Below are 19,482 nucleotides of genomic sequence, written 5' to 3' on the forward strand. Positions count from 1 at the left end.
CGCGTGACCAACCCCCGCTTCCAATTCACCGTTTCCGCGACAGACGGCAAGGCGCGCACCGGGCAGATTGCCATGCGTCGCGGTACAATCCGCACGCCCGCTTTCATGCCGGTGGGCACGGCAGCAACGGTAAAGGCGATGAAGCCCGAGGCCGTGCGCGCGACCGGCGCGGACATTATCCTCGGCAACACCTATCACCTGATGCTGCGACCCGGTGCGGAGCGCGTGGCAAGGCTGGGCGGGCTGCACGAATTCATGCGGTGGAAGCGCCCCATCCTTACCGATAGCGGCGGCTTCCAGGTGATGAGCCTTTCTGACCTTCGCAAGCTGACCGAAAAGGGCGTGGAGTTCCGCAGCCATATCGATGGCTCGAAACATATGCTGACGCCGGAGCGCTCGATGGAGATCCAGCGCCTGCTTGGCTCCGACATCGTAATGGCGTTCGACGAATGCCCGCGCGCGGACCGCCCGATGAAAGAGATCGAGGCGAGCATGGAGTTATCGATGCGCTGGGCACAGCGTAGCCGCGACGCCTTCGATGCGGGCGAGGACCATGCGGCAGGTGCAGCACTGTTCGGCATCCAGCAGGGCGCCTTGGATGAGGGACTGCGCGCCCGATCTGCAGAGGCGCTGCGTGCTATCGGTTTCGATGGCTACGCCATTGGCGGGCTCGCTGTGGGCGAAGGGCAGGAAGCGATGTTCGCTACACTCGATTTCGCGCCTTCACAGCTACCCGAAGACGCGCCGCGATATCTGATGGGCGTGGGCAAGCCGGATGATCTTGTGGGCGCTGTCGAACGCGGGGTGGACATGTTCGATTGCGTGCTGCCGACCCGCTCGGGCCGCAACGGGCAGGCCTTCACCTGGAACGGCCCCGTCAACCTGCGCAATGCCCGCCATGCCGAAGATACCGGCCCGCTCGATCCGCGCTGCCCGTGCCCGACCTGCACCAGCTACAGCCGCGCCTACCTGCATCATCTGCAGAAATCGGGCGAGATCCTCGGCGCCATGCTCGTGACCGAGCATAACCTTTCTTTCTACCAACAATTGATGCAGGCAATGCGCGATGCGATCGGCGAGCGGCGGTTCGCGGCTTTCGCTCAGCAGTTCCGGCACGATTATCTGCCGAAGTCCTGAAGATCAGGGCTTCTGACGCATTTCCAGGACCGTGCCGCGATAGGCGACGAAGCGACCGGCGCTGTCGAGAAAGCCCGCGCCTATACGCTCTGCGAAGGCTTGTGCCTGCGACAGCCTGTCATACCATTTTCCGCGGCGTTGCGGGGTTACGAAACGGTATTGCGTCATAGCAGATATGAAACTCCCAACTCGGCCCGGCGGTTCCGACTAAACGTTTGTCAACAAACGAAAAGGGCGGCCCAATCGGACCGCCCTTTCGCATTACCGGACCGGCTGGATCAGCGCGAGTAGAACTCGACGACCAGGTTCGGTTCCATGGTGACCGGATAGGGCACCTCGTCCAGCGAGGGCACGCGCGTGAAGGTCACGCTGTCATTGCCTTCGGTGGACACGTAGTCGGGAATCTCGCGCTCGGGCAGGCTCTGCGCTTCGATGATCAGCGCCATTTCCTTGGCCTTGTCGCCCAGCGAGATCACGTCGCCTACATCGCAGCGACGCGAAGCGATGTTGCACTTCACACCGTTCACCTTGATGTGGCCGTGCGACACGATCTGGCGCGCGGCAAAGATCGTCGGCGCGAACTTGGCGCGGTACACGATCATGTCGAGGCGACGCTCCAGCAGGCCGATCAGGTTCTGGCCGGTGTCACCCTTCAGGCGGGTGGCATCCTTGTAGGTGGCGCGGAACTGCTTTTCGGTCACATCGCCGTAATAGCCCTTCAGCTTCTGCTTGGCGCGCAGCTGCAGGCCGAAATCGGACATCTTGCCCTTGCGACGCTGGCCGTGCTGCCCGGGGCCGTAGGACCGCTTGTTGACCGGAGAATTGGGACGACCCCAGATGTTTTCGCCCATCCGGCGGTCGAGTTTGTGCTTGGCGCGGGTGCGCTTCGACATATGTCACTTCCTTCAATTTGCTGCGGCTACCCCATCGGCAGCCATCCAACCCGGTATCGCACCGCCAGACCTGCTGCCTGGCGCGGCCACCGCTTCACCGGGATGCGGGGCCAATAAGTAGCGAAGGCGCGCATGTAGCGCGGGCGCGCGCGATGTCAACCAGGATCGCCGTCGAGAGGAATTGCCACTCGACAATGGCGGCCGGTCGCGGCAGGGGGCGCGCATGACGAAAGCCTACCTCTTGCCCGACGATTGCACCGACATGGCTGAGGTGCGCCGAGGAGTCGATGCGACAGACCGGGAACTGATGGAATTGCTCGCCCGCCGCTATGGCTACATGCGCGCAGCCGCCCGCATCAAGACAGTGCGCGGTGCTGTGCGGGACGAGAAGCGCAAGGCCGAAGTGATCTGCAATGCGCGCGAAGATGCGGCGAAGCGCGGTCTGCCCGCGGATGACCTGTCCGCCATTTGGGACAGGCTTGTAGAAAGCTCGATCGCTTACGAGATGATCGAATGGGACCGGCTGCGCAACACGCCTTAATTGCTGTTGTAATACTGCGCTATCATCATGGCGCGCTCGCGCGCGTCGACGGATTCCTGCTGCGCGATCTCGTCGAACACCTGCTGCCATTCGCCAACCGAAAGGCAGACGCGATCATACTCGCTCGCGTCTTCCGGTAGGTCCAGGCAATGCAATTCCTGCACGGCTATCGTCACCATCTGCTCTCGGGCAATATCCGAGATGAATGTTTCAGGCTGGGAGAGGAGGGCATCATCCAGGCCGACCGGCGTGATCATTGCGGCGGCTGTGGTGACGAAGAGCAAAGTCATGTCGTTCTCCTATTGCTGCTCACAATGCTGCGCGGCTTCGGATGAACCACCTGTTAATCTGCGGTCTTCCGCGGTGCTCGCTCCAGCGATGACAGCACCCCGCGAAGGGTTCGCACCTCCAAGTGGTTCCAGCCCGGTTTCGTCAGCACGCCGCGTAGCGTCTTACGCGTGGCATCGGCGCGGCTTTCAGGGAAAAAATATCCCTTCGGCTCCAGCATTCGCTCAAGATGCCCGATCAGCCCTTCGAGTTCCTGTTGCGGTGCGGGCGGCAACAGGTCTTCCTGCGTCGGTACGGTCAGGTCGGCGTGCTTGGACAGCTCATAGGCCACAAGGATCACCGCTTGGGCGAGGTTGAGCGACCCGAATTCCGGATTGATGGGCGCAGTGATAATCGTGCGGGCGAGGGCGACGTCGTCGGTTTCGAGGCCTGAGCGCTCGGGCCCGAACAGGATGGCGCTGCGACCTGCCTGTGCCGGAATGTCACGCGCAGCCTGCTCCGGCGTCTGAACCGGCTTGGTGACGCCGCGCTTGCGAACGGTGGTGGCGTAGACATGCGCGCAGTCTGCCACGGCCTCCGCCGTAGTGTCGAACACCTCGGCCCGCTCCAGCACGATGTCCGCCCCTGCCGCCGCAGGCCCGGCAGAAGGGTTCGGCCACCCGTCGCGCGGATCGACAATGCGCATTTCGGTCAGCCCGAAATTGAGCATGGCCCGCGCGGCCTTGCCGATATTCTCGCCCAGCTGGGGGCGGACGAGAACTATGACGGGTTGTCCGGCGCTATTTGTCACCGTCGGCGCCCACTTCCTGCACGCTGCTGGCAAATTCCTCGAAATCGCTGGCTTCGCTGAAATCGCGGTAGACGGATGCGAAGCGGATATAGGCGACCGAATCCAGCTGGCGCAGGCCTTCCATCACCATTTCGCCGATGCGGGAAGAGGCAATCTCCCCTTGTCCGGCGGTCTCCACCTGCCGCTGGATACCGGATACGAGCTGGTCGATCCGTTCCTGTTCGACGCCGCGCTTGCGGCAGGCAAGGGCAACGGATTGCTCGATCTTCGCTCGGTCGAAAGCCTCGCGCCGGTCGCCGGATTTCACGATGGTGACGTCGCGAAGCTGAACACGCTCGAACGTCGTAAACCGCGCTCCGCAGCCTTCGCACTGGCGGCGGCGGCGGATGGCGGTGTTGTCTTCGGTAGGGCGCGAATCCTTTACCTGGCTGTCGTCATGCGCGCAGTACGGACATCGCATAAGGCGTTAGGGCCGCACGCGCTTGTAGAGCATGTAGCCCGCGCCTGCGATCAGGCCGACCGGCCATGTCACCACCGGCAGCACACCACCGGCGATGGCGCCGATGGCAGCGCCGGTCAGCACCGGCTTGGTGGAGGGATGCGACAGGCCTTCGCGGCCCATGTCCTTCGCTTCGTCCACGGCGTCTGCCAGGATGCGATTGTCGATCGGCTTTTCAGGGTCGGTCATGGGTCAGTCTCCGGGATAAACAGGAAAGGCCGAACATAGTGCGCTCACTTCGCCGCGCACGCTTTCTTCGACCTGTGCGTCGCCTTCGTCGCCATTTTTCGACAAACCGTCGACAACCCGCGCGATCAGTTCGCCCACCTTGCGGAACTCGGCGGGGCCGAAACCGCGCGTCGTGCCCGCCGGCGTGCCGAGGCGGATACCGCTGGTGACGAAGGGCGAGCGGCTGTCGAAGGGAATTCCATTTTTGTTGCAGGTGAGCCAGGCGCGGTCGAGGCCCTTTTCAGCTGCCTTGCCGGTCACGTCCTTCGCCGTGAGATCGACCAGCATGGAATGGTTGTCCGTGCCGCCCGATACGATGCGCAGGCCGTTATCCTCGAGGCTGGCCGCCAGCGCGCGGGCATTCTCTACCACCGCATGGGCATACGTCTTGAAGTCCGGGCGCAGCGCCTCGCGGAAAGCAACGGCCTTGGCCGCGACGATATGCATAAGCGGGCCGCCCTGCATGCCGGGGAAGACCGCCATGTTGATGGGCTTGGTGTATGTCTCGTCGTTCCACAGGATCACGCCGGACCGCGGGCCGCGCAAGGACTTGTGCGTGGTAGTGGTCACCACATCGGCATAGGGGAAGGGCGAGGGATGCGCGCCGCCCGCGACGAGACCGGAAATGTGGCTCATGTCGACCATGAGGTAAGCGCCGATCTCGTCTGCAATGTCGCGGAAGGCGGCCCAGTCCCACACGCGCGAATAGGCTGTGCCGCCCGCGATGATGAGCTTGGGCTTATGCTCAAGCGCGGTGGCACGCACTGCATCCATGTCGATCAGCTCGTCTTCCTGCCGCACGCCATAAGCGACGGGATTGAACCACTTGCCAGACATATTGACGGGCGAGCCGTGAGTCAGGTGGCCGCCGGAATTAAGGTCCAGCCCCATGAAGGTGTCGCCCGGCTCCAGTAGGGCAAGGAACACCGCCTGGTTCATCTGGCTGCCGGAATTGGGCTGCACATTGGCAAACTCGCAGCCAAACAGCTCTTTCGCGCGCTCGATCGCCAGCGTTTCGACCACGTCGGCATATTCGCAGCCGCCATAATAGCGTTTGCCGGGATAGCCCTCGGCATATTTGTTGGTGAAGACGCTGCCCGCCGCTTCCAGCATCGCCTTGGATGCGATGTTTTCCGACGCGATCAGCTCGATCTTGTCCTGCTGGCGTTTCAGCTCATTATCGATGGCCTGCGCGATTTCGGGATCGGCTTCGGCAAGGCTGTCATGCCAGAAGCGGTCCATGTTCGGGGCGGTGATGTCCTGGGTAGCCATTGCTGTGAGCCTTTACGATTGGGCGAGCTTGTCCACGCGGCGCTGATGGCGGCCGCCTGCAAATTCTGTTTCGAGGAAAGCGGATAGGCAGGCCCTGGCCATTTCGCCGCCGGTTAGCCGCGCACCCATGGCGATGCAGTTGGCATCATTGTGCTCGCGGGCGAGCGCTGCAGAAAGCGGCTCCGACACCAGCGCGCAGCGGCAGGCAGGGTTGCGGTTGACGGCCATGGAGATGCCGATCCCGCTGCCGCATAACGCCACACCGCGTTCTGCCGTGCCATCGGCAACCACATCTGCCAGTTTGCGGCCATAATCGGGATAATCGACGCTTTCGCCCGGTTCTGGGCCGAGATCGGCCACTTCGTGACCCTGTTCGATAAGCCAGTCGCGCAATTCGGCCTTGAGGTCCGTTGCGGCATGGTCTGAGGCTATGGCGATACGCATGGCATGGCACATAGTCGCAAGCGCCTCGCTCCGCTACCCGTAAGCGGCGGTTTTGCCCCCGGATTGCACCATTCGCCGAGCTAAAGTTTCTGGCGCTTCACCCATTTCCATAATGCCTCGACTTCCTGCGCGGCCTTTCCCGCAGGGTCGATCTCGGCCGCGACTTCGCCGCTGGCGGAGGAGCGGTGAAAATGCGCCCGCTCGCCGAAGGTGACGGGGCAGGTTTCCAGACCCAGCTCCTTGGCCTGTGCTTTCGCATCCTCGACCATGCGGGTGGCGTTGGCGGGCACCCCGTTCAGCACCACGAAGGCGGGCTTTCCGGCGTAGCTCACCATATCGGCAATGCCCTCCAACGCGTGCAGGTCGAACGCGCGCGGGCGCGTGGGGATCAGCACGAGGTCCGCCGCCTTGATGGCTTCGCGCATAGCCGCTTCTGCATGGGGCGGCGTGTCGATGACCACGAGATCGACACCCCCTTTCTGCGCCTTGTCGATGGTACGGGCGAGGCGCGCGGGCGGGCTGGTCACGACGGCAGGCAGAAAATCGCCGCGCCAGTCTCCCCATGCGGCGGCCGTCGCCTGCGGGTCTGTGTCGATCACGCAGGTCTGTTGCTTCTTGTAAGCGGCGCAGGTGGCAAGATGCAGAGCAAGCGTGGTCTTTCCGGACCCGCCCTTCTGGCTGACGATGGCGATTATGGGCATGCGGACAAGGCTCCGGAAGCGGTGTTGCGGTTCTGTCCTCTCCGACCATGCCGTCTGCCACAGCTGGCTGGCGGTGTCCATCAGACGGAAGGCGCATCCCGCCAATCGCCGGGCGCAAGGCCATCCAGCGTCCAGTCCCCGATGGACCATCGCACGAGGCGCAGCGTCGGGTGGCCGACAGCTGCCGTCATGCGCCGCACCTGGCGGTTGCGGCCTTCGCTGATGGCGAGGCGCAGCCAGCATGTCGGTACGTTCTTGCGAAAACGGATCGGCGGATCGCGCGGCCAGAGCTGCGGATCTTCGATACGCTCGGCAAGGGCAGGGCGGGTAGGGCCGTCTTTCAGGTCCACACCATTCGCAAGCCGTTCGACAGCCGCATCGTCCGGCTCGCCCTCTACCTGCACCAGATAGGTCTTTGGCAGCTTGAACTTCGGATCGGCAATGCGCGCCTGCAATCGTCCGTCATCGGTCAGCAGGAGCAGTCCCTCGCTGTCCCGGTCAAGCCTGCCTGCGGGATAGACGCCGGGCACGTCGATATAGTCCGAAAGCGTTGCGCGCTCGGTCAGGCTGCCACGGTCGGTAAACTGCGACAGCACGTTCATCGGCTTGTTGAAGAGGATTAGGCGGGGTATTTTGGCTTAGCTTTTGAATGGCTTTGCATCAGGATGGTTAAGCATTGAGAGCATTACGGCTTCGTTGAGAATGTCTTTCTGCAGGGACTCCTCGAAGGGCACTCCTATGACTCCAAGTAACGGCTTCTCACTTAGGATCAAGCCGCCAAATTCGGACGGATCAAATCGTCGTGGCGGTGGAAACGCGTGAATCACCAAACCATCAAAATAATACCTGATGATTGTAGCAGATTTTGATTCTCGATTTGCCGATCCAATTGGTCGCCGCATCAGAATAGGCGAATGGTTATGAATATCCCCCTTTGAAGTTAGCTGTACGAGGGTGAATGGCATCAGGTTATAATCGTACTGGCGTTGCGATAGAATTGTCGCCCGCATCCGTCTGAGCGTCGAGGCTTTGACGCGTGCTTCTGCCATGTCTGGAAGCTGTGAGGCGCATGTCCGCCAGACGATACTCATCAAAGCTCGTCCGAAAAGTTCTGCGTCCTTAATATTGAAGATACGAATTCCACGACCGGTAGGGTCAGGACCGACGTCAAAATGCTCGCTCGATAATCTCCGCTCTTCTTTGTCCCAACCAGACCAAACTAATTTGTGCGTCCTTAAATAGTTGATCAGCCAATCGTCCAAATCAGCAAGAATTGCCTCTCCCTCTGCGGTCACAAGCCCCGAGTCGTACCAACTCGACCAACGCTTCGTGGGACGCCTCCCATGCCCAACTTGATAGAAAGGATTTCCCTTTGGAACTGGGTAAGTCAGCGCTCTTGGGATAAGGTGGGCTTTAACATACAACCCTTCCTTCCCTGTCAGCGCACAAGTTGGCAACGCCTACTCACTGGTCCAAAAACGAGCGCATCTTGCGGCTGCGGCTCGGATGCTTGAGTTTGCGCAGCGCCTTGGCTTCGATCTGGCGGATACGTTCGCGCGTCACGCTGAATTGCTGGCCCACTTCCTCCAGCGTGTGATCGGTGTTCATGCCGATGCCGAAGCGCATGCGCAGCACGCGTTCCTCACGCGGGGTGAGGCTGGCGAGCACGCGGGTGACGGTCTCCTTCAGGTTCGCCTGGATCGCCGCATCCACGGGGATGATGGCGTTCTTGTCCTCGATGAAATCACCCAGATGCGAATCTTCCTCGTCGCCGATAGGCGTTTCGAGCGAAATCGGCTCCTTGGCGATCTTCATCACCTTGCGAACCTTTTCGAGCGGCATGGACAGGCGCTCTGCCATTTCCTCGGGCGTCGGCTCGCGGCCCTGCTCATGCAGGAACTGGCGGCTGGTGCGCACCAGTTTGTTGATCGTCTCGATCATGTGAACCGGGATGCGGATCGTCCGCGCCTGGTCTGCAATCGAGCGGGTGATGGCCTGCCGGATCCACCACGTGGCATAGGTGCTGAACTTGTAGCCGCGGCGATATTCGAACTTGTCGACCGCCTTCATCAGGCCGATATTGCCTTCCTGGATCAGGTCGAGGAATTGCAGGCCGCGATTGGTGTATTTCTTGGCGATGGAGATGACGAGGCGCAGGTTCGCCTCGACCATTTCCTTTTTGGCAATGCGCGCCTCGCGCTCGCCCTTTTGCACCATGTTCACGATGCGGCGGAATTCGACAAGGCTCATACCGGTCTGGCTGGCGATGTCCGCGATTTCGGCACGGATGCGTTCGACGGCATCGGCCTCTTTATCGGCGAAGGCGGCCCATTTCTTGTCCTTCTTCGCCTTTTCCTTCAGCCACGCCTCGTCCAGCTCATTGCCGACATAGGCGTTGAGGAAGTCGATACGCTTCACCTTGTGCCGTTCGGCAAGGCGCAGCATCTGGCCGCCCAGCGCGGTGAGGCGACGGTTGAAGGCGTAGAGATTATCGACAAGATATTCGATCTTCGTCGCGTGGAACTGCACGGACTCGACCTCTGCGGTCAGCTCCTCGCGCAGCTTCTCGTACTTGTTTTCCTTGGCCTTCGGAAATTCGTCGCCAGCGCCCAGAACGTCGACACGCTCTGACTGCAGCTTTTCGAACTTCTTGAAGAGCGAGGTGATGCGGGCAAAACGCTCGATGGCATCGGGCTTCAGCGCCGCTTCCATCTGGGCGAGGGACATGGTGTTGTCCTCGTCCTCGTCATCGTCCTTCTTTGACTGGCTTTCGCCGTCTTCGTCGTCGCCGCTCTCGTCCTCATCCTCTTCGTCATCATCGTCGCGGATGGTGGGACCGGCTGTCTCTTCGGAGATTTCGCCGTCATCGTCCTCGTCCTCGCCCTCTTCCATCTTGTCGACAGGCGGTTCCTTGGACAGCATGGCATCGAGATCGAGGATCTCGCGCAGCTGCATCTCTTCGGAATTAAGCGCTTCGGACCACTGGATGATGGCGTGGAAGGTGATCGGGCTTTCGCACAGGCCGATGATCATCGTGTCGCGGCCAGCTTCGATGCGCTTGGCGATGGCGATCTCGCCCTCGCGGCTGAGCAGCTCGACCGCGCCCATTTCGCGCAGATACATACGCACCGGGTCATCCGTGCGGCCCTCGCCGGCGACCGACTTCTTCTTCTCCGGCACGTTCTGCTTGGCATCGCTGGCCTGCGATTCCGAACCGGTCGGGGCGATTTCCTCCGGGCCGTCATCCTCGTCTTCCGCTTCCTCGGCGGATTCGACGATCTGCACGCCCATATCGGAGATGGCCGTCTGGATGTCCTCGATCTGGTCGGCAGACATCTGGTCGGAAGGCAGCGCCTCGTTCAGCTCATCATAGGTGATGTAGCCCTTGCGCTTTGCCTTCGCGAGCATCTTCTTGATCGTCGCCTCGTTGAGGTCGATCAGCGGTGCATCTTCGTTCTGCTTTTTGGCTTTGGACGCCATATGCGGTGTCAATCCGTTTCCTGTTCGGCAGCCTGCCCGTCGACAGATGCCGTGTCCTGATCTTCATCTGCCTGAGAGGCAGCCCGTTTCCTTGCCATTTGCCCGAGTCGCGAATCGATTTCCAGCTTTCGTTTGCGCAACCGTTGTTGCTCTGCAAACGCGCCTTCGGGATCGCTATCGAAACGGCGTGTGGCCGCGGCAATAGCCACTTCCAGCGCCGGTCTTTCGACCAGCAGGGAAACGGCTTCGGCCAGATCCTCCCTCGCGGCGCCTGGATCACTGCCTTCCATCAGGAAGGAAAAACGGGCTTTATCCGGCGGCGGCGGCAGGTTGTCGCTACTCGATATGGGCGAAACGCCCGGCGCTTCAAGGCTTTCCGCGCGATCCAGCAAGAAATCCACAGCCTGTGCCAAACTGGCATCGGCTGCCGCGAGGCCCAAAAGCGCATCGGCATGGCGATGGATTTCGCCCGGATGGCGCGCGAGGCCATGCAGCACGGAGGTCGTGAGCATGTCGCGCATCACATGGCCGCCGCTTGCCTTTCGCAGCGCGGCGACGACTTCGGGGCTGGTCCGCTGCGGTGCATCGGGCTTGAAGCGGCTGCCGGGTTTGAAATCGCGCTTGGGTCGCGGCGGAAAGGCGAAATTGCCGTAGCGATCAAGCCATTCACGACGGTAGAGCGAGCGGATATCGGGATGCTGGATGGCGTCGGCATGTTCCAGCAGGCGCGCTTTCAACCCGGCCTTGTCCTCGGGCGAGGTGAGAGGTCCTGCATCGCGCTCGTGCTCCCACACAAGATCGAGAAGAGGCTTGGGCGCATCAAGCAGCTTAGCCATCGCCTGCGGGCCGTCTTTTTTTATGAGATCGTCAGGATCCATGCCGCCGGGCAATTGCACGACCTGCAAGGAATGGCCGGGGCGCAGCAGGGGCAGGGCACGCTCGGCAGCGCGCATGGCGGCGCGCGTTCCGGCCTTGTCGCCATCGAAGCACAGGACGGGCTTGTCTGCCATACGCCAGAGCAACTCGATCTGTCCTTCAGTGAGCGCGGTGCCCATTGGCGCGACGGCGTCCTCGATCCCGGCGACGGCCATGGCGATCACGTCCATATAGCCTTCCGCCACGACGACACGGCGTGTCTTGCGGCTGGCCGCAGCGGCGCGGTGGATGTTGTAGAGCGTGCGGCCCTTGTCGAAGAGCGGTGTGTCGGGGCTGTTCAGGTATTTGGCGACGCCATCACGGTCCTGAAGGATGCGTCCGCCAAAGGCGGTTACCCTCTCGCGCGCATCCTGGATCGGCAGCATGACCCGGCCACGAAAGCGTGCATAGGGCAGCTTGTTCTCGACCTCGATCAGCAGGCCCGCCTCGATCAGCAAGCGCTCGTCGAATTGCGAGAGCGCTTTGGTAATCGCCTGCTTGTCATCGGGCGCCCAGCCGAAACCGAAACGCCGGATGGTGTGCGCATCGAGACCGCGCCGTTCGAGATAGCCCCGAGCTTCCGCGCCACCATCCGACGACAGATTGCGCACGAACCATTCCTGCGCTGCCGCCATGACGTCATGCAGTCCCGCGCGTTTTTCAGCCCTTTGTGCAGAGCGCGGATCGGGAGCGGGCACGTCCATCCCCGCCTCGGCGGCGAGTTCCTTCACCGCATCCATGAATTCCAGGCCGTGCTGCTCCATCATCCAGTCGATGGCGCCGCCATGCTGCTGGCAGCCGAAACAGTGATAGAAGCCCTTCTGGTCGTTGACGTAGAAGCTGGGCGTCTTTTCAGAATGGAACGGGCAGCACGCCTTCCATTCACGCCCGGCGCGGGTGAGCTTCACCGTGCGCTGGATTAGCGCAGAGAGGGTAATCCTGCTCTTGAGTTGATCCAGCCATTCGGGTGACAGCGCCATGCATCTTCAATGCGCATGGCGCCTCGGCTGCGCAAGAGGTGCGTCAGCTGTCTGTGGATGGCTGTGTGGATGGCGGCGCAGCGCACACATTGCGTTCGCTGCTGCTGATGGCGGGATAGGGGCCTTCGCCGCTGGCGGCGGTGTAATTGGCGAATACCTCATAGGCGTTCGCAGGGCCGGATGGCGGCAGTGTGCTCTGCCAGAAGAAGGTGAGCGGTTCACCTTGTTCCCATTGGTCGCCGCCGTCGCCCTCTTCCACAGTCCAGGCAATTCCGTCTTCGTGGCAGGAGATGACGATCTGGCCGATCGCGCCCAGCGCAGCCGCTGCCTCGCCGGCGGAGAAACCGGCCGTGCCGTTGAAGCCGTGGCTCGCCATGGTCATGCGAAAGGCTTCGGTCGTCTCGACATTGGAGGCATCTACGCCGTCGCCGCTGCCCGTGGTGGGATCGTTGTCCTCGCCGGGATAAACGATGTGGACATAGGTGTAGATCGTGCCTGCTGGCGCGGTGGCAGGGTCGCATTCGTCCATGTCGGCAGGGCAGGCGACATAGGACGTCATGTCGGCAAACGCCCCTGTCTCGTTGGTCAGGCGGCTAACGACTTCCTCACCCTGCGGGCCGACGATTTTCGGGCCGAGCTGCAGGTCGGCAAAATCCGCGATCGGCAAGGCTTCGCGGTCGATCTCCGCCTCTTCATTGTCTGCGGCAAGGTCGCCGTCGTCGATCGTATCGGCATCGGGCTCTGCACCGCATGCGGCCAGCAGGGCGATGGCGGGCAGGGTGGCGACAAGTTTGGCGTGCAGTCTCATGATGGTCCTCCGGAATATCGGCACGCCTAAAGGCGCGCCATTTGTCCGGAAAACCTGCGGGCAAGTGCGCTGGTTCCGCCCTTAGGGCAGAACGTTGGTAAACGGCGAATTAGGAATTCGGCCGTTGTTGCAATGACTTCGCGAGAAATCAGTCGCTTGTGGCGGCCTGTTCCGCTTCCGGCTCTTCTTCGGGCGGGAAGGGGCCGGTTACATCGGCGCGGCCTTCGGCAGTCTCGATTTCATACGCCTCGACAGGGCCTTCGGGCGGCAGTGTGGATTGCCAGAACAGGGTGATTTCTTCACCCGCATCCCAGCCATTGCCCGCCTCGATCCGCCAGACCAGCTCGCCATTGTCCAGCTGCACGCCGATGGCATAGTCCTCGCCCAGTGCAGCCTCGGCCTGCGTCCGGTCGAAACCGATAATATTGGCAAAACCGCTCGCCTCGCGCGTGGTGCGGAAGGAGAGAAGCTGTCCCTCCATATCCTCGCCCGGCGTGATGCGGTGGACATAGGTGTAGATCGTGCCTTCGGGCATCATGTCCGGTTCGCAAACGGTCGAGAAATCGGCCAGCTCGCCATCTTCGGTTTCGACGCCCTCGGTCAGGTCCGCCTCTTCGAGAATGGGACATGCGACGTAGGAGACGATCGAACCGACCGAGCGCCCTTCGAACATCAGGTCCGCCAGCACCTCCGGCCCCTGCGGCCCTTCGATTTTCGGGCCCAGCTCCTGATCGTTGAAGCCGGCAGCGACCAGCGTGCGCGGGCCTTCGCTGGTGGCGGTAGGTTCCGGCTCGGGCGCAGGTTCGGGCTCGGACTGGCAGGCGGCGAGGGCGGTGAGGGCGGAAAGGGCCAGCAAAGTCCTCACGAGAGCGATTCCTTCACCCAGCCACTGGCGCGGCCCATGTCGAGCTGCGTGCCGTGACGCTTCTTCAGCTCGCCCATCACGCGGCCCATATCCTTCATGCCGTCGGCTCCGGTTTCGGCCTTGATCGCCTCTATCGCGGCTTTCGTCTCTGCCTCGCCCATCTGCTGCGGCAGGAATTCCTCGATCACGACCAGCTCGCTCTTCTCCTGCTCCGCCAGCTCCGTGCGACCGCCATCCTCATACATGGTGATGCTTTCGCGGCGCTGCTTGGCCATTTTCTGCAGCACATCGATCACCATCGCATCGTCATCCTCGGGGACATCCTTGGTGCGCAGCTCGATATCGCGATCCTTCACCTTGGCGGCGATCAGCCGCAGCGTGGCGGTGCGCGGCTTGTCGCCCGCTTTCATCGCGGTGACGGTTTCGGTCTTGATACGGTCCCTGAGCATGGCAGATTCGTCTTTCGTGTGGATAGCTTTCGGTCTCACTTAGTGGGATGGGCGACAAAGCCAAGCCTTGTGCTTGACGAGTGCCCACCGGCAGCCTAGCCGCTGGGACTTAGCACACATCGCCGGTCCAACTGATTCACGGGAGCCACCATGGCCTTTCTCGCCTCATCGTCTGCGCCCAAGGGTGCCACAGGCGTTCTCGTTCTTGCGGACGGCACGATTGTATGGGGTCGCGGCTTCGGCGCCACCGGCAGCGCGGTAGGGGAAGTGTGCTTCAACACATCCATGACCGGCTATCAGGAAGTGATGACCGATCCCAGCTACGCGGCGCAGATCGTCACCTTCACATTCCCGCATATCGGCAATGTCGGCACCAATGCAGAGGACGTCGAGAGCGCTGTCGAAAGCGCGGTGGGCTGCATCGTGCGCGAGGATGTGACCGAGCAGAGCAATTTCCGCAGCGAAGGCAACTTTACCGAGTGGATGGCGAGCCACGGAAAGATCGGCCTGTCGGGCGTCGATACCCGCGCACTGACTCGCCGCATCCGTGAAAGCGGCGCGCCCAATGCGGTGATCGCTCACGATCCCAGCGGTAATTTCGATCTCGATGCGCTGCTGCAGCGCGCACAGGAATGGCCGGGCCTGGAAGGCATGGACCTCGCCCAGCGCGTCAGCCGGGAAAAGCGCGAAGACTGGCAAGGCAGCTATTGGCAACTCGGCCATGGCTATGGCGCCGATAGCGGCGCCGACGATCCGCACGTCGTCGCCATAGATTACGGCGCGAAAGACAATATCTTTCGCAACCTCGTGCGCGCAGGCGCAAAGGTCACGGTGGTTCCGGCCAGAACCTCGCTAGAGGATATCATGGCGCTGGAGCCTGCCGGCGTGTTCCTGTCCAACGGCCCCGGCGATCCCGCAGCGACGGGCGAATATGCCGTGCCGGTGATCAAGGCGCTGCTGGAGCGCGACGTGCCGCTCTTCGGCATCTGCCTCGGCCACCAGATGCTGGCGTTGGCGGCTGGCGCAAAGACGGCAAAGATGCATCAGGGCCACCGCGGCGCGAACCATCCCGTGCAGCGCGTGGGCGATGGGTGGGGCGATACCGCCGGTCTCGTCGAAATCACCAGCATGAACCATGGTTTCGCGGTAGATGCCGACACCCTGCCAGACGGCGTGGAACAGACGCATGTCTCGCTTTTCGACGGATCGAATTGCGGCATCGCGATCAGCGGCAAGAAGGCGTTCGGTGTACAGTATCACCCGGAGGCGTCACCGGGGCCGCAGGACAGCTTTTACCTGTTCGAAAAGTTCATGGGGATGTTGCGGTGAGGGGTCACCATTTCGAGATTTTTAAGGACAAAGCGGGCGAATTTCGTGCCCGCTTTAAATACAATAATGAGATCATTTTTGCGACGGAGGGCTACACCAACGAAGCCTCCGCAAAGAATGCTATCGAGTCCATCGTAAAGAACGGGCCAAGTGCGCAGCGCCAATTCAGAGACGCTCCTGAGCTCGAGCGGATCCAACACGCAATCGATTCCACGGATTGGACTGGTTTGGGCAAGGCAATCACCCGTCAGAAGGCGGTTGTCATACGAGAGAAGACCGACGCACTACTGCAAGCAATCATCCAGTCAGACGCAGACATGGAAACTCGCACCGACGCTTGCAAACGGGTCGAAGCGGCAATCGTGCTTTTGGAAGCGCCAAATGTTCCATGGCGCGAGGTCGTGGGCCTTTTAAATCACCCGACCGTCACCGCGTTTCTCGCTGCTCTCAATCTCCTCCAATTTATAATCGGATTGGCTTAAACCGATGCCCAAACGCACTGACATCTCCTCCATCCTCGTCATCGGTGCCGGACCGATTATCATCGGGCAGGCGTGCGAGTTCGATTATTCGGGCACGCAGGCCATCAAGGCACTGCGGGAGGATGGCTACCGCGTCATCCTCGTCAATTCCAATCCCGCGACGATCATGACCGATCCGGAGTTTGCCGACGCCACTTATGTGGAGCCGATCACGCCCGAAATCGTCGCCAAGATCATTGCCAAGGAAAAGCCCGACGCACTGCTGCCAACCATGGGCGGGCAGACGGCGCTGAACTGCGCGCTCAAGCTGGAAGAGATGGGCGTGCTGGCAGAGCACGGCGTCGAGATGATCGGGGCCAAGGCCGATGCCATCGACAAGGCGGAGAACCGCCAGCGTTTCCGCGCGGCGATGGACAAGATCGGGCTGGAAAGCGCGCGCAGCGGTGTGGCGCACAATCTGGACGAGGCATTTGCCGTGCTCGAGCGCACCGGCCTGCCTGCCATCATTCGCCCCAGCTTCACGCTTGGCGGCACGGGCGGGGGCGTGGCTTACAATAAGAGCGAGTTCGAGAGCATCGTGCGCTCCGGCCTCGATGCCAGCCCCACGACAGAGGTTCTGATCGAGGAATCGCTGCTCGGCTGGAAAGAATACGAGATGGAGGTGGTGCGCGATCGCAAGGACAATGCGATCATCATCTGCTCCATCGAGAATGTCGATCCGATGGGCGTGCATACGGGCGATTCCATCACGGTCGCGCCGGCGCTGACATTGACCGACAAGGAATACCAGATCATGCGCACCGCCAGCATCGAGGTGCTGCGGGAAATCGGCGTGGAAACAGGTGGTTCCAATGTACAGTTCGCAGTCAATCCGAAGGATGGCCGCCTGATCGTGATCGAGATGAACCCGCGCGTCTCGCGTTCATCCGCGCTCGCATCTAAGGCCACCGGTTTCCCCATCGCCCGCGTCGCGGCGAAGCTGGCCGTGGGCTATACGCTGGACGAGATCACCAACGAGATTACCGGCGCGACGCCTGCGTCGTTCGAGCCGACAATCGATTACGTGGTCACCAAGATCCCGCGTTTCGCATTCGAGAAGTTCAAAGGCGCGCAGGACAACCTCTCTACCGCGATGAAATCGGTGGGCGAGGTCATGGCGATCGGGCGCAATTTCAAGGAATCGCTGCAAAAGGCGCTGCGTGGTCTAGAAACGGGGCTGGACGGCTTCAACCGTGTGCCAGAGCTGGAAGGCGTGAGCCGCGAGGTGATCACCGCCGCGCTCAGCCAGGCAACGCCCGACCGGCTGCTGAAAGTGGCACAGGCCTTCCGTGAAGGTTTCACCGTGGATGAAGCCCACGCGATAACCCATTACGACAAATGGTTTTTGCGGCATATCGCGGAGATCATTTACGAAGAGCAGATGATCGGCGCGGAAGGATTGCCCAACCGTGCGGAAGATTTGCGCCGCCTGAAGGCCATGGGCTTTTCCGACAGGCGTCTGGCGACACTTGCGGTCCGTTCAGTGGGCGTCGCAGGCGGCCTTGGCGAAACGCAAGCCAAGCGGTCCGGCCTGCTGCACGATGCCTTGCGCGCCATGGCGGGCGCCACGAGCGAGCGCGAAGTGCGCGAATTGCGCCAGAAGCTGGGCGTGCTGCCCGTATTCAAGCGTATCGACAGCTGCGCCGCCGAGTTCGAAGCGATCACCCCCTACATGTATTCGACCTACGAAGCCCCCAGCTTCGGCGAGCCGGAGAACGAGGCCTGGCCATCGGATCGTGAGAAGATCGTGATACTCGGCGGCGGGCCGAACCGGATCGGGCAGGGCATCGAGTTCGATTATTGCTGTGTGCACGCCTGCTTCGCGCTGAGCGAGGCGGGCTATGAGACGATCATGGTCAACTGCAATCCGGAAACGGTCAGCACCGATTACGACACATCCGACCGCCTTTATTTCGAGCCGCTGACGGCGGAAGACGTGCTGGAAATCCTGCGCGTCGAGCATAGCAAGGGCACGCTCAAGGGCGTGATCGTGCAATTTGGCGGGCAGACTCCGCTCAAGCTTGCCAGCGCGCTGGAGGAAGCAGGCATTCCGATCCTGGGCACCAGCCCAGATGCCATCGACCTTGCCGAAGACCGCGAACGCTTTGCCAAGCTGGTGAACAAGCTCGGCCTCAAGCAGCCGCAGAACGGCATCGCCTACAGCCGTGACGAGGCGCTCGCCCGCGCGCATTACATCGGATACCCGGTGCTGCTGCGCCCCAGCTATGTGCTGGGCGGCCGCGCGATGGAGATCGTCGACAGCGACGCGCAGCTCGACAATTACATCGCCACCGCGGTGCAGGTGTCGGGCGATAGCCCCGTATTGGTCGACCAGTATCTGCGCGATGCCATCGAATGCGATGTCGATGCGCTATGCGACGGCGAGCAGGTCGTGATTGCAGGCGTCATGCAGCATATCGAGGAGGCTGGCGTCCATTCAGGCGACAGCGCGTGCAGCCTGCCACCCTACAGCCTGCCGGACGAGATCGTGCAGGAAATGGAACGCCAGGCCGAAGCGCTCGCCATGGCATTAGGCGTGCGCGGGCTTATGAACATCCAATTCGCGATCAAGGATGGCGAGGTGTACCTGATCGAGGTGAATCCGCGCGCAAGCCGCACCGTGCCTTTCGTCGCCAAGGCCACCGGATCGCAGATTGCCAAGCTCGCCAGCCGCGTCATGGCGGGCGAAATGCTGGCCGACCTGCCGAAGATCCGGCGCGATATGGATTACATCGCGGTGAAGGAGGCCGTCTTCCCCTTCGCCCGCTTCCCGGGCAGCGACCCTGTGTTGACACCGGAAATGAAGTCTACCGGGGAAGTCATGGGAATCGATAGGGATTTTCCCACCGCTTACATCAAGTCCCAGATTGCCGAGGGCACCATGCTGCCGGAGAGCGGCACGCTTTTCGTATCCGTGAAAGACAGCGACAAGCCGCAAATCGTCGAGCCCGTGCGGCAACTGGTGGAGCATGGTTTCACCATCGTCGCCACCGGCGGCACGGCGGATTACCTCAAGGAACAGGGCTTGCCGGTGGAGCGGGTGAACAAGGTGGCCGAGGGTCGTCCCCATATCGTCGACAAGATCATCGATGGCGAGATCGCGCTGGTTTTCAACACCACCGAAGGCTGGCAGAGCCACAAGGACAGCCAGTCCATCCGCGCCAGCGCGCTCGACAGCAAGGTGCCCTATTACACCACCGCCGCTGCGTCTGCCGCTGCGGCGCAGGCCATCGTGTCTGTCGATGTCGCCGACCTTGAAGTCCGGTCTTTGCAGGACTATTATGGCTGATACGTTGAATTAAGTTCTCCCATCATTCCGGATCGATAGGCCGCCTGTCGCAG

Annotated in this window: 20 protein-coding genes and 1 pseudogene; 5 read left to right on the plus strand and 16 right to left on the minus strand. The window is 61.7% G+C overall.

Going from position 1 to position 19,482, the window contains the following annotated elements:
* Nucleotides 1–3 precede the first annotated feature (3 nt).
* Nucleotides 4–1,137: a tRNA guanosine(34) transglycosylase Tgt gene (tgt, locus tag BMF35_RS09140; RefSeq protein WP_047005670.1), complete on the plus strand. Its 1,134-nt coding sequence runs from the start codon at nt 4–6 to the stop codon at nt 1,135–1,137.
* Nucleotides 1,138–1,140: 3 nt separating this feature from the next.
* Here the strand turns inward: tgt and BMF35_RS13750 are convergent, their stop codons facing one another.
* On the minus strand, nt 1,141–1,305 hold the full coding sequence (locus BMF35_RS13750) for a hypothetical protein (protein WP_169819283.1): 165 nt from the start codon (nt 1,303–1,305) through the stop codon (nt 1,141–1,143).
* 110 nt (nt 1,306–1,415) lie between these two features.
* Nucleotides 1,416–2,030, minus strand: a complete 615-nt coding sequence (rpsD, locus tag BMF35_RS09145) for a 30S ribosomal protein S4 (protein WP_047005671.1) — start codon at nt 2,028–2,030, stop codon at nt 1,416–1,418.
* 223 nt (nt 2,031–2,253) lie between these two features.
* Here rpsD and BMF35_RS09150 point away from each other — a divergent pair, with 223 nt between their 5' ends.
* Nucleotides 2,254–2,571 carry a chorismate mutase gene (locus BMF35_RS09150; protein ID WP_047005672.1) on the plus strand — a complete coding sequence of 106 codons (318 nt, stop codon included), beginning with the start codon at nt 2,254–2,256 and terminating at the stop codon, nt 2,569–2,571.
* On the opposite strand, the gene BMF35_RS09155 is transcribed toward BMF35_RS09150, so the two are convergent.
* The 14 genes from BMF35_RS09155 to BMF35_RS09215 form a co-directional block, all read right to left on the minus strand.
* Complete coding sequence (locus BMF35_RS09155; RefSeq protein WP_047005673.1) at nt 2,568–2,861, minus strand: hypothetical protein; 294 nt, start codon at nt 2,859–2,861, stop codon at nt 2,568–2,570. The genes BMF35_RS09150 and BMF35_RS09155 overlap by 4 nt on opposite strands.
* Before the next feature lie 53 nt (nt 2,862–2,914).
* Complete coding sequence (locus BMF35_RS09160) at nt 2,915–3,649, minus strand: RNA methyltransferase (RefSeq protein WP_047005674.1); 735 nt, start codon at nt 3,647–3,649, stop codon at nt 2,915–2,917.
* Entirely contained in the window at nt 3,639–4,109 is a 471-nt protein-coding gene (gene nrdR, locus BMF35_RS09165) for a transcriptional regulator NrdR (RefSeq protein WP_047005675.1), read from the minus strand. Before nrdR ends, BMF35_RS09160 begins: the two co-directional genes overlap by 11 nt.
* A gap of 6 nt (nt 4,110–4,115) precedes the next feature.
* Nucleotides 4,116–4,337: a hypothetical protein gene (locus tag BMF35_RS09170; RefSeq protein ID WP_047005676.1), complete on the minus strand. Its 222-nt coding sequence runs from the start codon at nt 4,335–4,337 to the stop codon at nt 4,116–4,118.
* Between the two features lie 3 nt (nt 4,338–4,340).
* Entirely contained in the window at nt 4,341–5,648 is a 1,308-nt protein-coding gene (gene glyA, locus BMF35_RS09175) for a serine hydroxymethyltransferase (protein ID WP_047005677.1), read from the minus strand.
* A 12-nt stretch (nt 5,649–5,660) separates the two neighbouring features.
* A complete protein-coding gene (gene rpiB, locus BMF35_RS09180; RefSeq protein WP_047006479.1) occupies nt 5,661–6,092 on the minus strand; it encodes a ribose 5-phosphate isomerase B in 432 nt (143 codons plus the stop codon).
* A gap of 80 nt (nt 6,093–6,172) precedes the next feature.
* A complete protein-coding gene (gene parA, locus BMF35_RS09185; protein WP_047006480.1) occupies nt 6,173–6,793 on the minus strand; it encodes a ParA family partition ATPase in 621 nt (206 codons plus the stop codon).
* 80 nt (nt 6,794–6,873) lie between these two features.
* Nucleotides 6,874–7,425 (minus strand): rRNA large subunit pseudouridine synthase E, encoded by a 552-nt coding sequence (locus BMF35_RS09190; RefSeq protein ID WP_047005678.1) that lies wholly within the window; start codon nt 7,423–7,425, stop codon nt 6,874–6,876.
* Between the two features lie 6 nt (nt 7,426–7,431).
* On the minus strand, nt 7,432–8,055 hold the full coding sequence (locus BMF35_RS13635; RefSeq protein WP_156172034.1) for a hypothetical protein: 624 nt from the start codon (nt 8,053–8,055) through the stop codon (nt 7,432–7,434).
* 202 nt (nt 8,056–8,257) lie between these two features.
* Entirely contained in the window at nt 8,258–10,273 is a 2,016-nt protein-coding gene (gene rpoD, locus BMF35_RS09195; protein ID WP_047005679.1) for an RNA polymerase sigma factor RpoD, read from the minus strand.
* Nucleotides 10,274–10,281: 8 nt separating this feature from the next.
* Entirely contained in the window at nt 10,282–12,168 is a 1,887-nt protein-coding gene (gene dnaG, locus BMF35_RS09200) for a DNA primase (protein WP_047005680.1), read from the minus strand.
* Between the two features lie 43 nt (nt 12,169–12,211).
* The gene (locus BMF35_RS09205; RefSeq protein WP_193787609.1) at nt 12,212–12,976 is read right to left on the minus strand and encodes a hypothetical protein; all 765 of its coding nucleotides are present in this window, start codon (nt 12,974–12,976) and stop codon (nt 12,212–12,214) included.
* A 148-nt stretch (nt 12,977–13,124) separates the two neighbouring features.
* Nucleotides 13,125–13,841: a hypothetical protein gene (locus BMF35_RS09210; RefSeq protein WP_236781509.1), complete on the minus strand. Its 717-nt coding sequence runs from the start codon at nt 13,839–13,841 to the stop codon at nt 13,125–13,127.
* On the minus strand, nt 13,838–14,290 hold the full coding sequence (locus tag BMF35_RS09215) for a GatB/YqeY domain-containing protein (RefSeq protein WP_047005682.1): 453 nt from the start codon (nt 14,288–14,290) through the stop codon (nt 13,838–13,840). The genes BMF35_RS09210 and BMF35_RS09215 overlap by 4 nt, the downstream gene beginning before the upstream one ends.
* Before the next feature lie 150 nt (nt 14,291–14,440).
* Here BMF35_RS09215 and carA point away from each other — a divergent pair, with 150 nt between their 5' ends.
* The 3 genes and pseudogenes from carA to carB all read left to right on the plus strand — a co-directional run bounded on the left by carA (nt 14,441) and on the right by carB (nt 19,429).
* On the plus strand, nt 14,441–15,619 hold the full coding sequence (carA, locus tag BMF35_RS09220) for a glutamine-hydrolyzing carbamoyl-phosphate synthase small subunit (RefSeq protein ID WP_047005683.1): 1,179 nt from the start codon (nt 14,441–14,443) through the stop codon (nt 15,617–15,619).
* Nucleotides 15,616–15,774: pseudogene (locus tag BMF35_RS13880) on the plus strand (YegP family protein); the annotation flags it as partial. The gene carA and the pseudogene BMF35_RS13880, both read left to right, overlap by 4 nt.
* Before the next feature lie 331 nt (nt 15,775–16,105).
* On the plus strand, nt 16,106–19,429 hold the full coding sequence (gene carB / locus BMF35_RS09230; RefSeq protein ID WP_047005685.1) for a carbamoyl-phosphate synthase large subunit: 3,324 nt from the start codon (nt 16,106–16,108) through the stop codon (nt 19,427–19,429).
* The last annotated feature ends 53 nt before the right edge of the window (nt 19,430–19,482 follow it).

Source organism: Aurantiacibacter gangjinensis (genome assembly GCF_001886695.1).
GTDB lineage: Bacteria > Pseudomonadota > Alphaproteobacteria > Sphingomonadales > Sphingomonadaceae > Alteraurantiacibacter > Alteraurantiacibacter gangjinensis.

Bases quoted from the DNA above. Each gene is read 5' to 3' on its own strand.
- carB (WP_047005685.1), top strand. From the start codon at position 16,106: ATGCCCAAACGCACTGACATCTCCTCCATCCTCGTCATCGGTGCCGGA.
- BMF35_RS09155 (WP_047005673.1), bottom strand. From the start codon at position 2,861: ATGACTTTGCTCTTCGTCACCACAGCCGCCGCAATGATCACGCCGGTC.
- BMF35_RS09205 (WP_193787609.1), bottom strand. From the start codon at position 12,976: ATGAGACTGCACGCCAAACTTGTCGCCACCCTGCCCGCCATCGCCCTG.
- rpsD (WP_047005671.1), bottom strand. From the start codon at position 2,030: ATGTCGAAGCGCACCCGCGCCAAGCACAAACTCGACCGCCGGATGGGC.
- nrdR (WP_047005675.1), bottom strand. From the start codon at position 4,109: ATGCGATGTCCGTACTGCGCGCATGACGACAGCCAGGTAAAGGATTCG.
- BMF35_RS13750 (WP_169819283.1), bottom strand. From the start codon at position 1,305: ATGACGCAATACCGTTTCGTAACCCCGCAACGCCGCGGAAAATGGTAT.
- rpoD (WP_047005679.1), bottom strand. From the start codon at position 10,273: ATGGCGTCCAAAGCCAAAAAGCAGAACGAAGATGCACCGCTGATCGAC.
- glyA (WP_047005677.1), bottom strand. From the start codon at position 5,648: ATGGCTACCCAGGACATCACCGCCCCGAACATGGACCGCTTCTGGCAT.
- BMF35_RS09170 (WP_047005676.1), bottom strand. From the start codon at position 4,337: ATGACCGACCCTGAAAAGCCGATCGACAATCGCATCCTGGCAGACGCC.
- BMF35_RS09150 (WP_047005672.1), top strand. From the start codon at position 2,254: ATGACGAAAGCCTACCTCTTGCCCGACGATTGCACCGACATGGCTGAG.
- BMF35_RS09215 (WP_047005682.1), bottom strand. From the start codon at position 14,290: ATGCTCAGGGACCGTATCAAGACCGAAACCGTCACCGCGATGAAAGCG.
- dnaG (WP_047005680.1), bottom strand. From the start codon at position 12,168: ATGGCGCTGTCACCCGAATGGCTGGATCAACTCAAGAGCAGGATTACC.
- parA (WP_047006480.1), bottom strand. From the start codon at position 6,793: ATGCCCATAATCGCCATCGTCAGCCAGAAGGGCGGGTCCGGAAAGACC.
- carA (WP_047005683.1), top strand. From the start codon at position 14,441: ATGGCCTTTCTCGCCTCATCGTCTGCGCCCAAGGGTGCCACAGGCGTT.
- rpiB (WP_047006479.1), bottom strand. From the start codon at position 6,092: ATGCGTATCGCCATAGCCTCAGACCATGCCGCAACGGACCTCAAGGCC.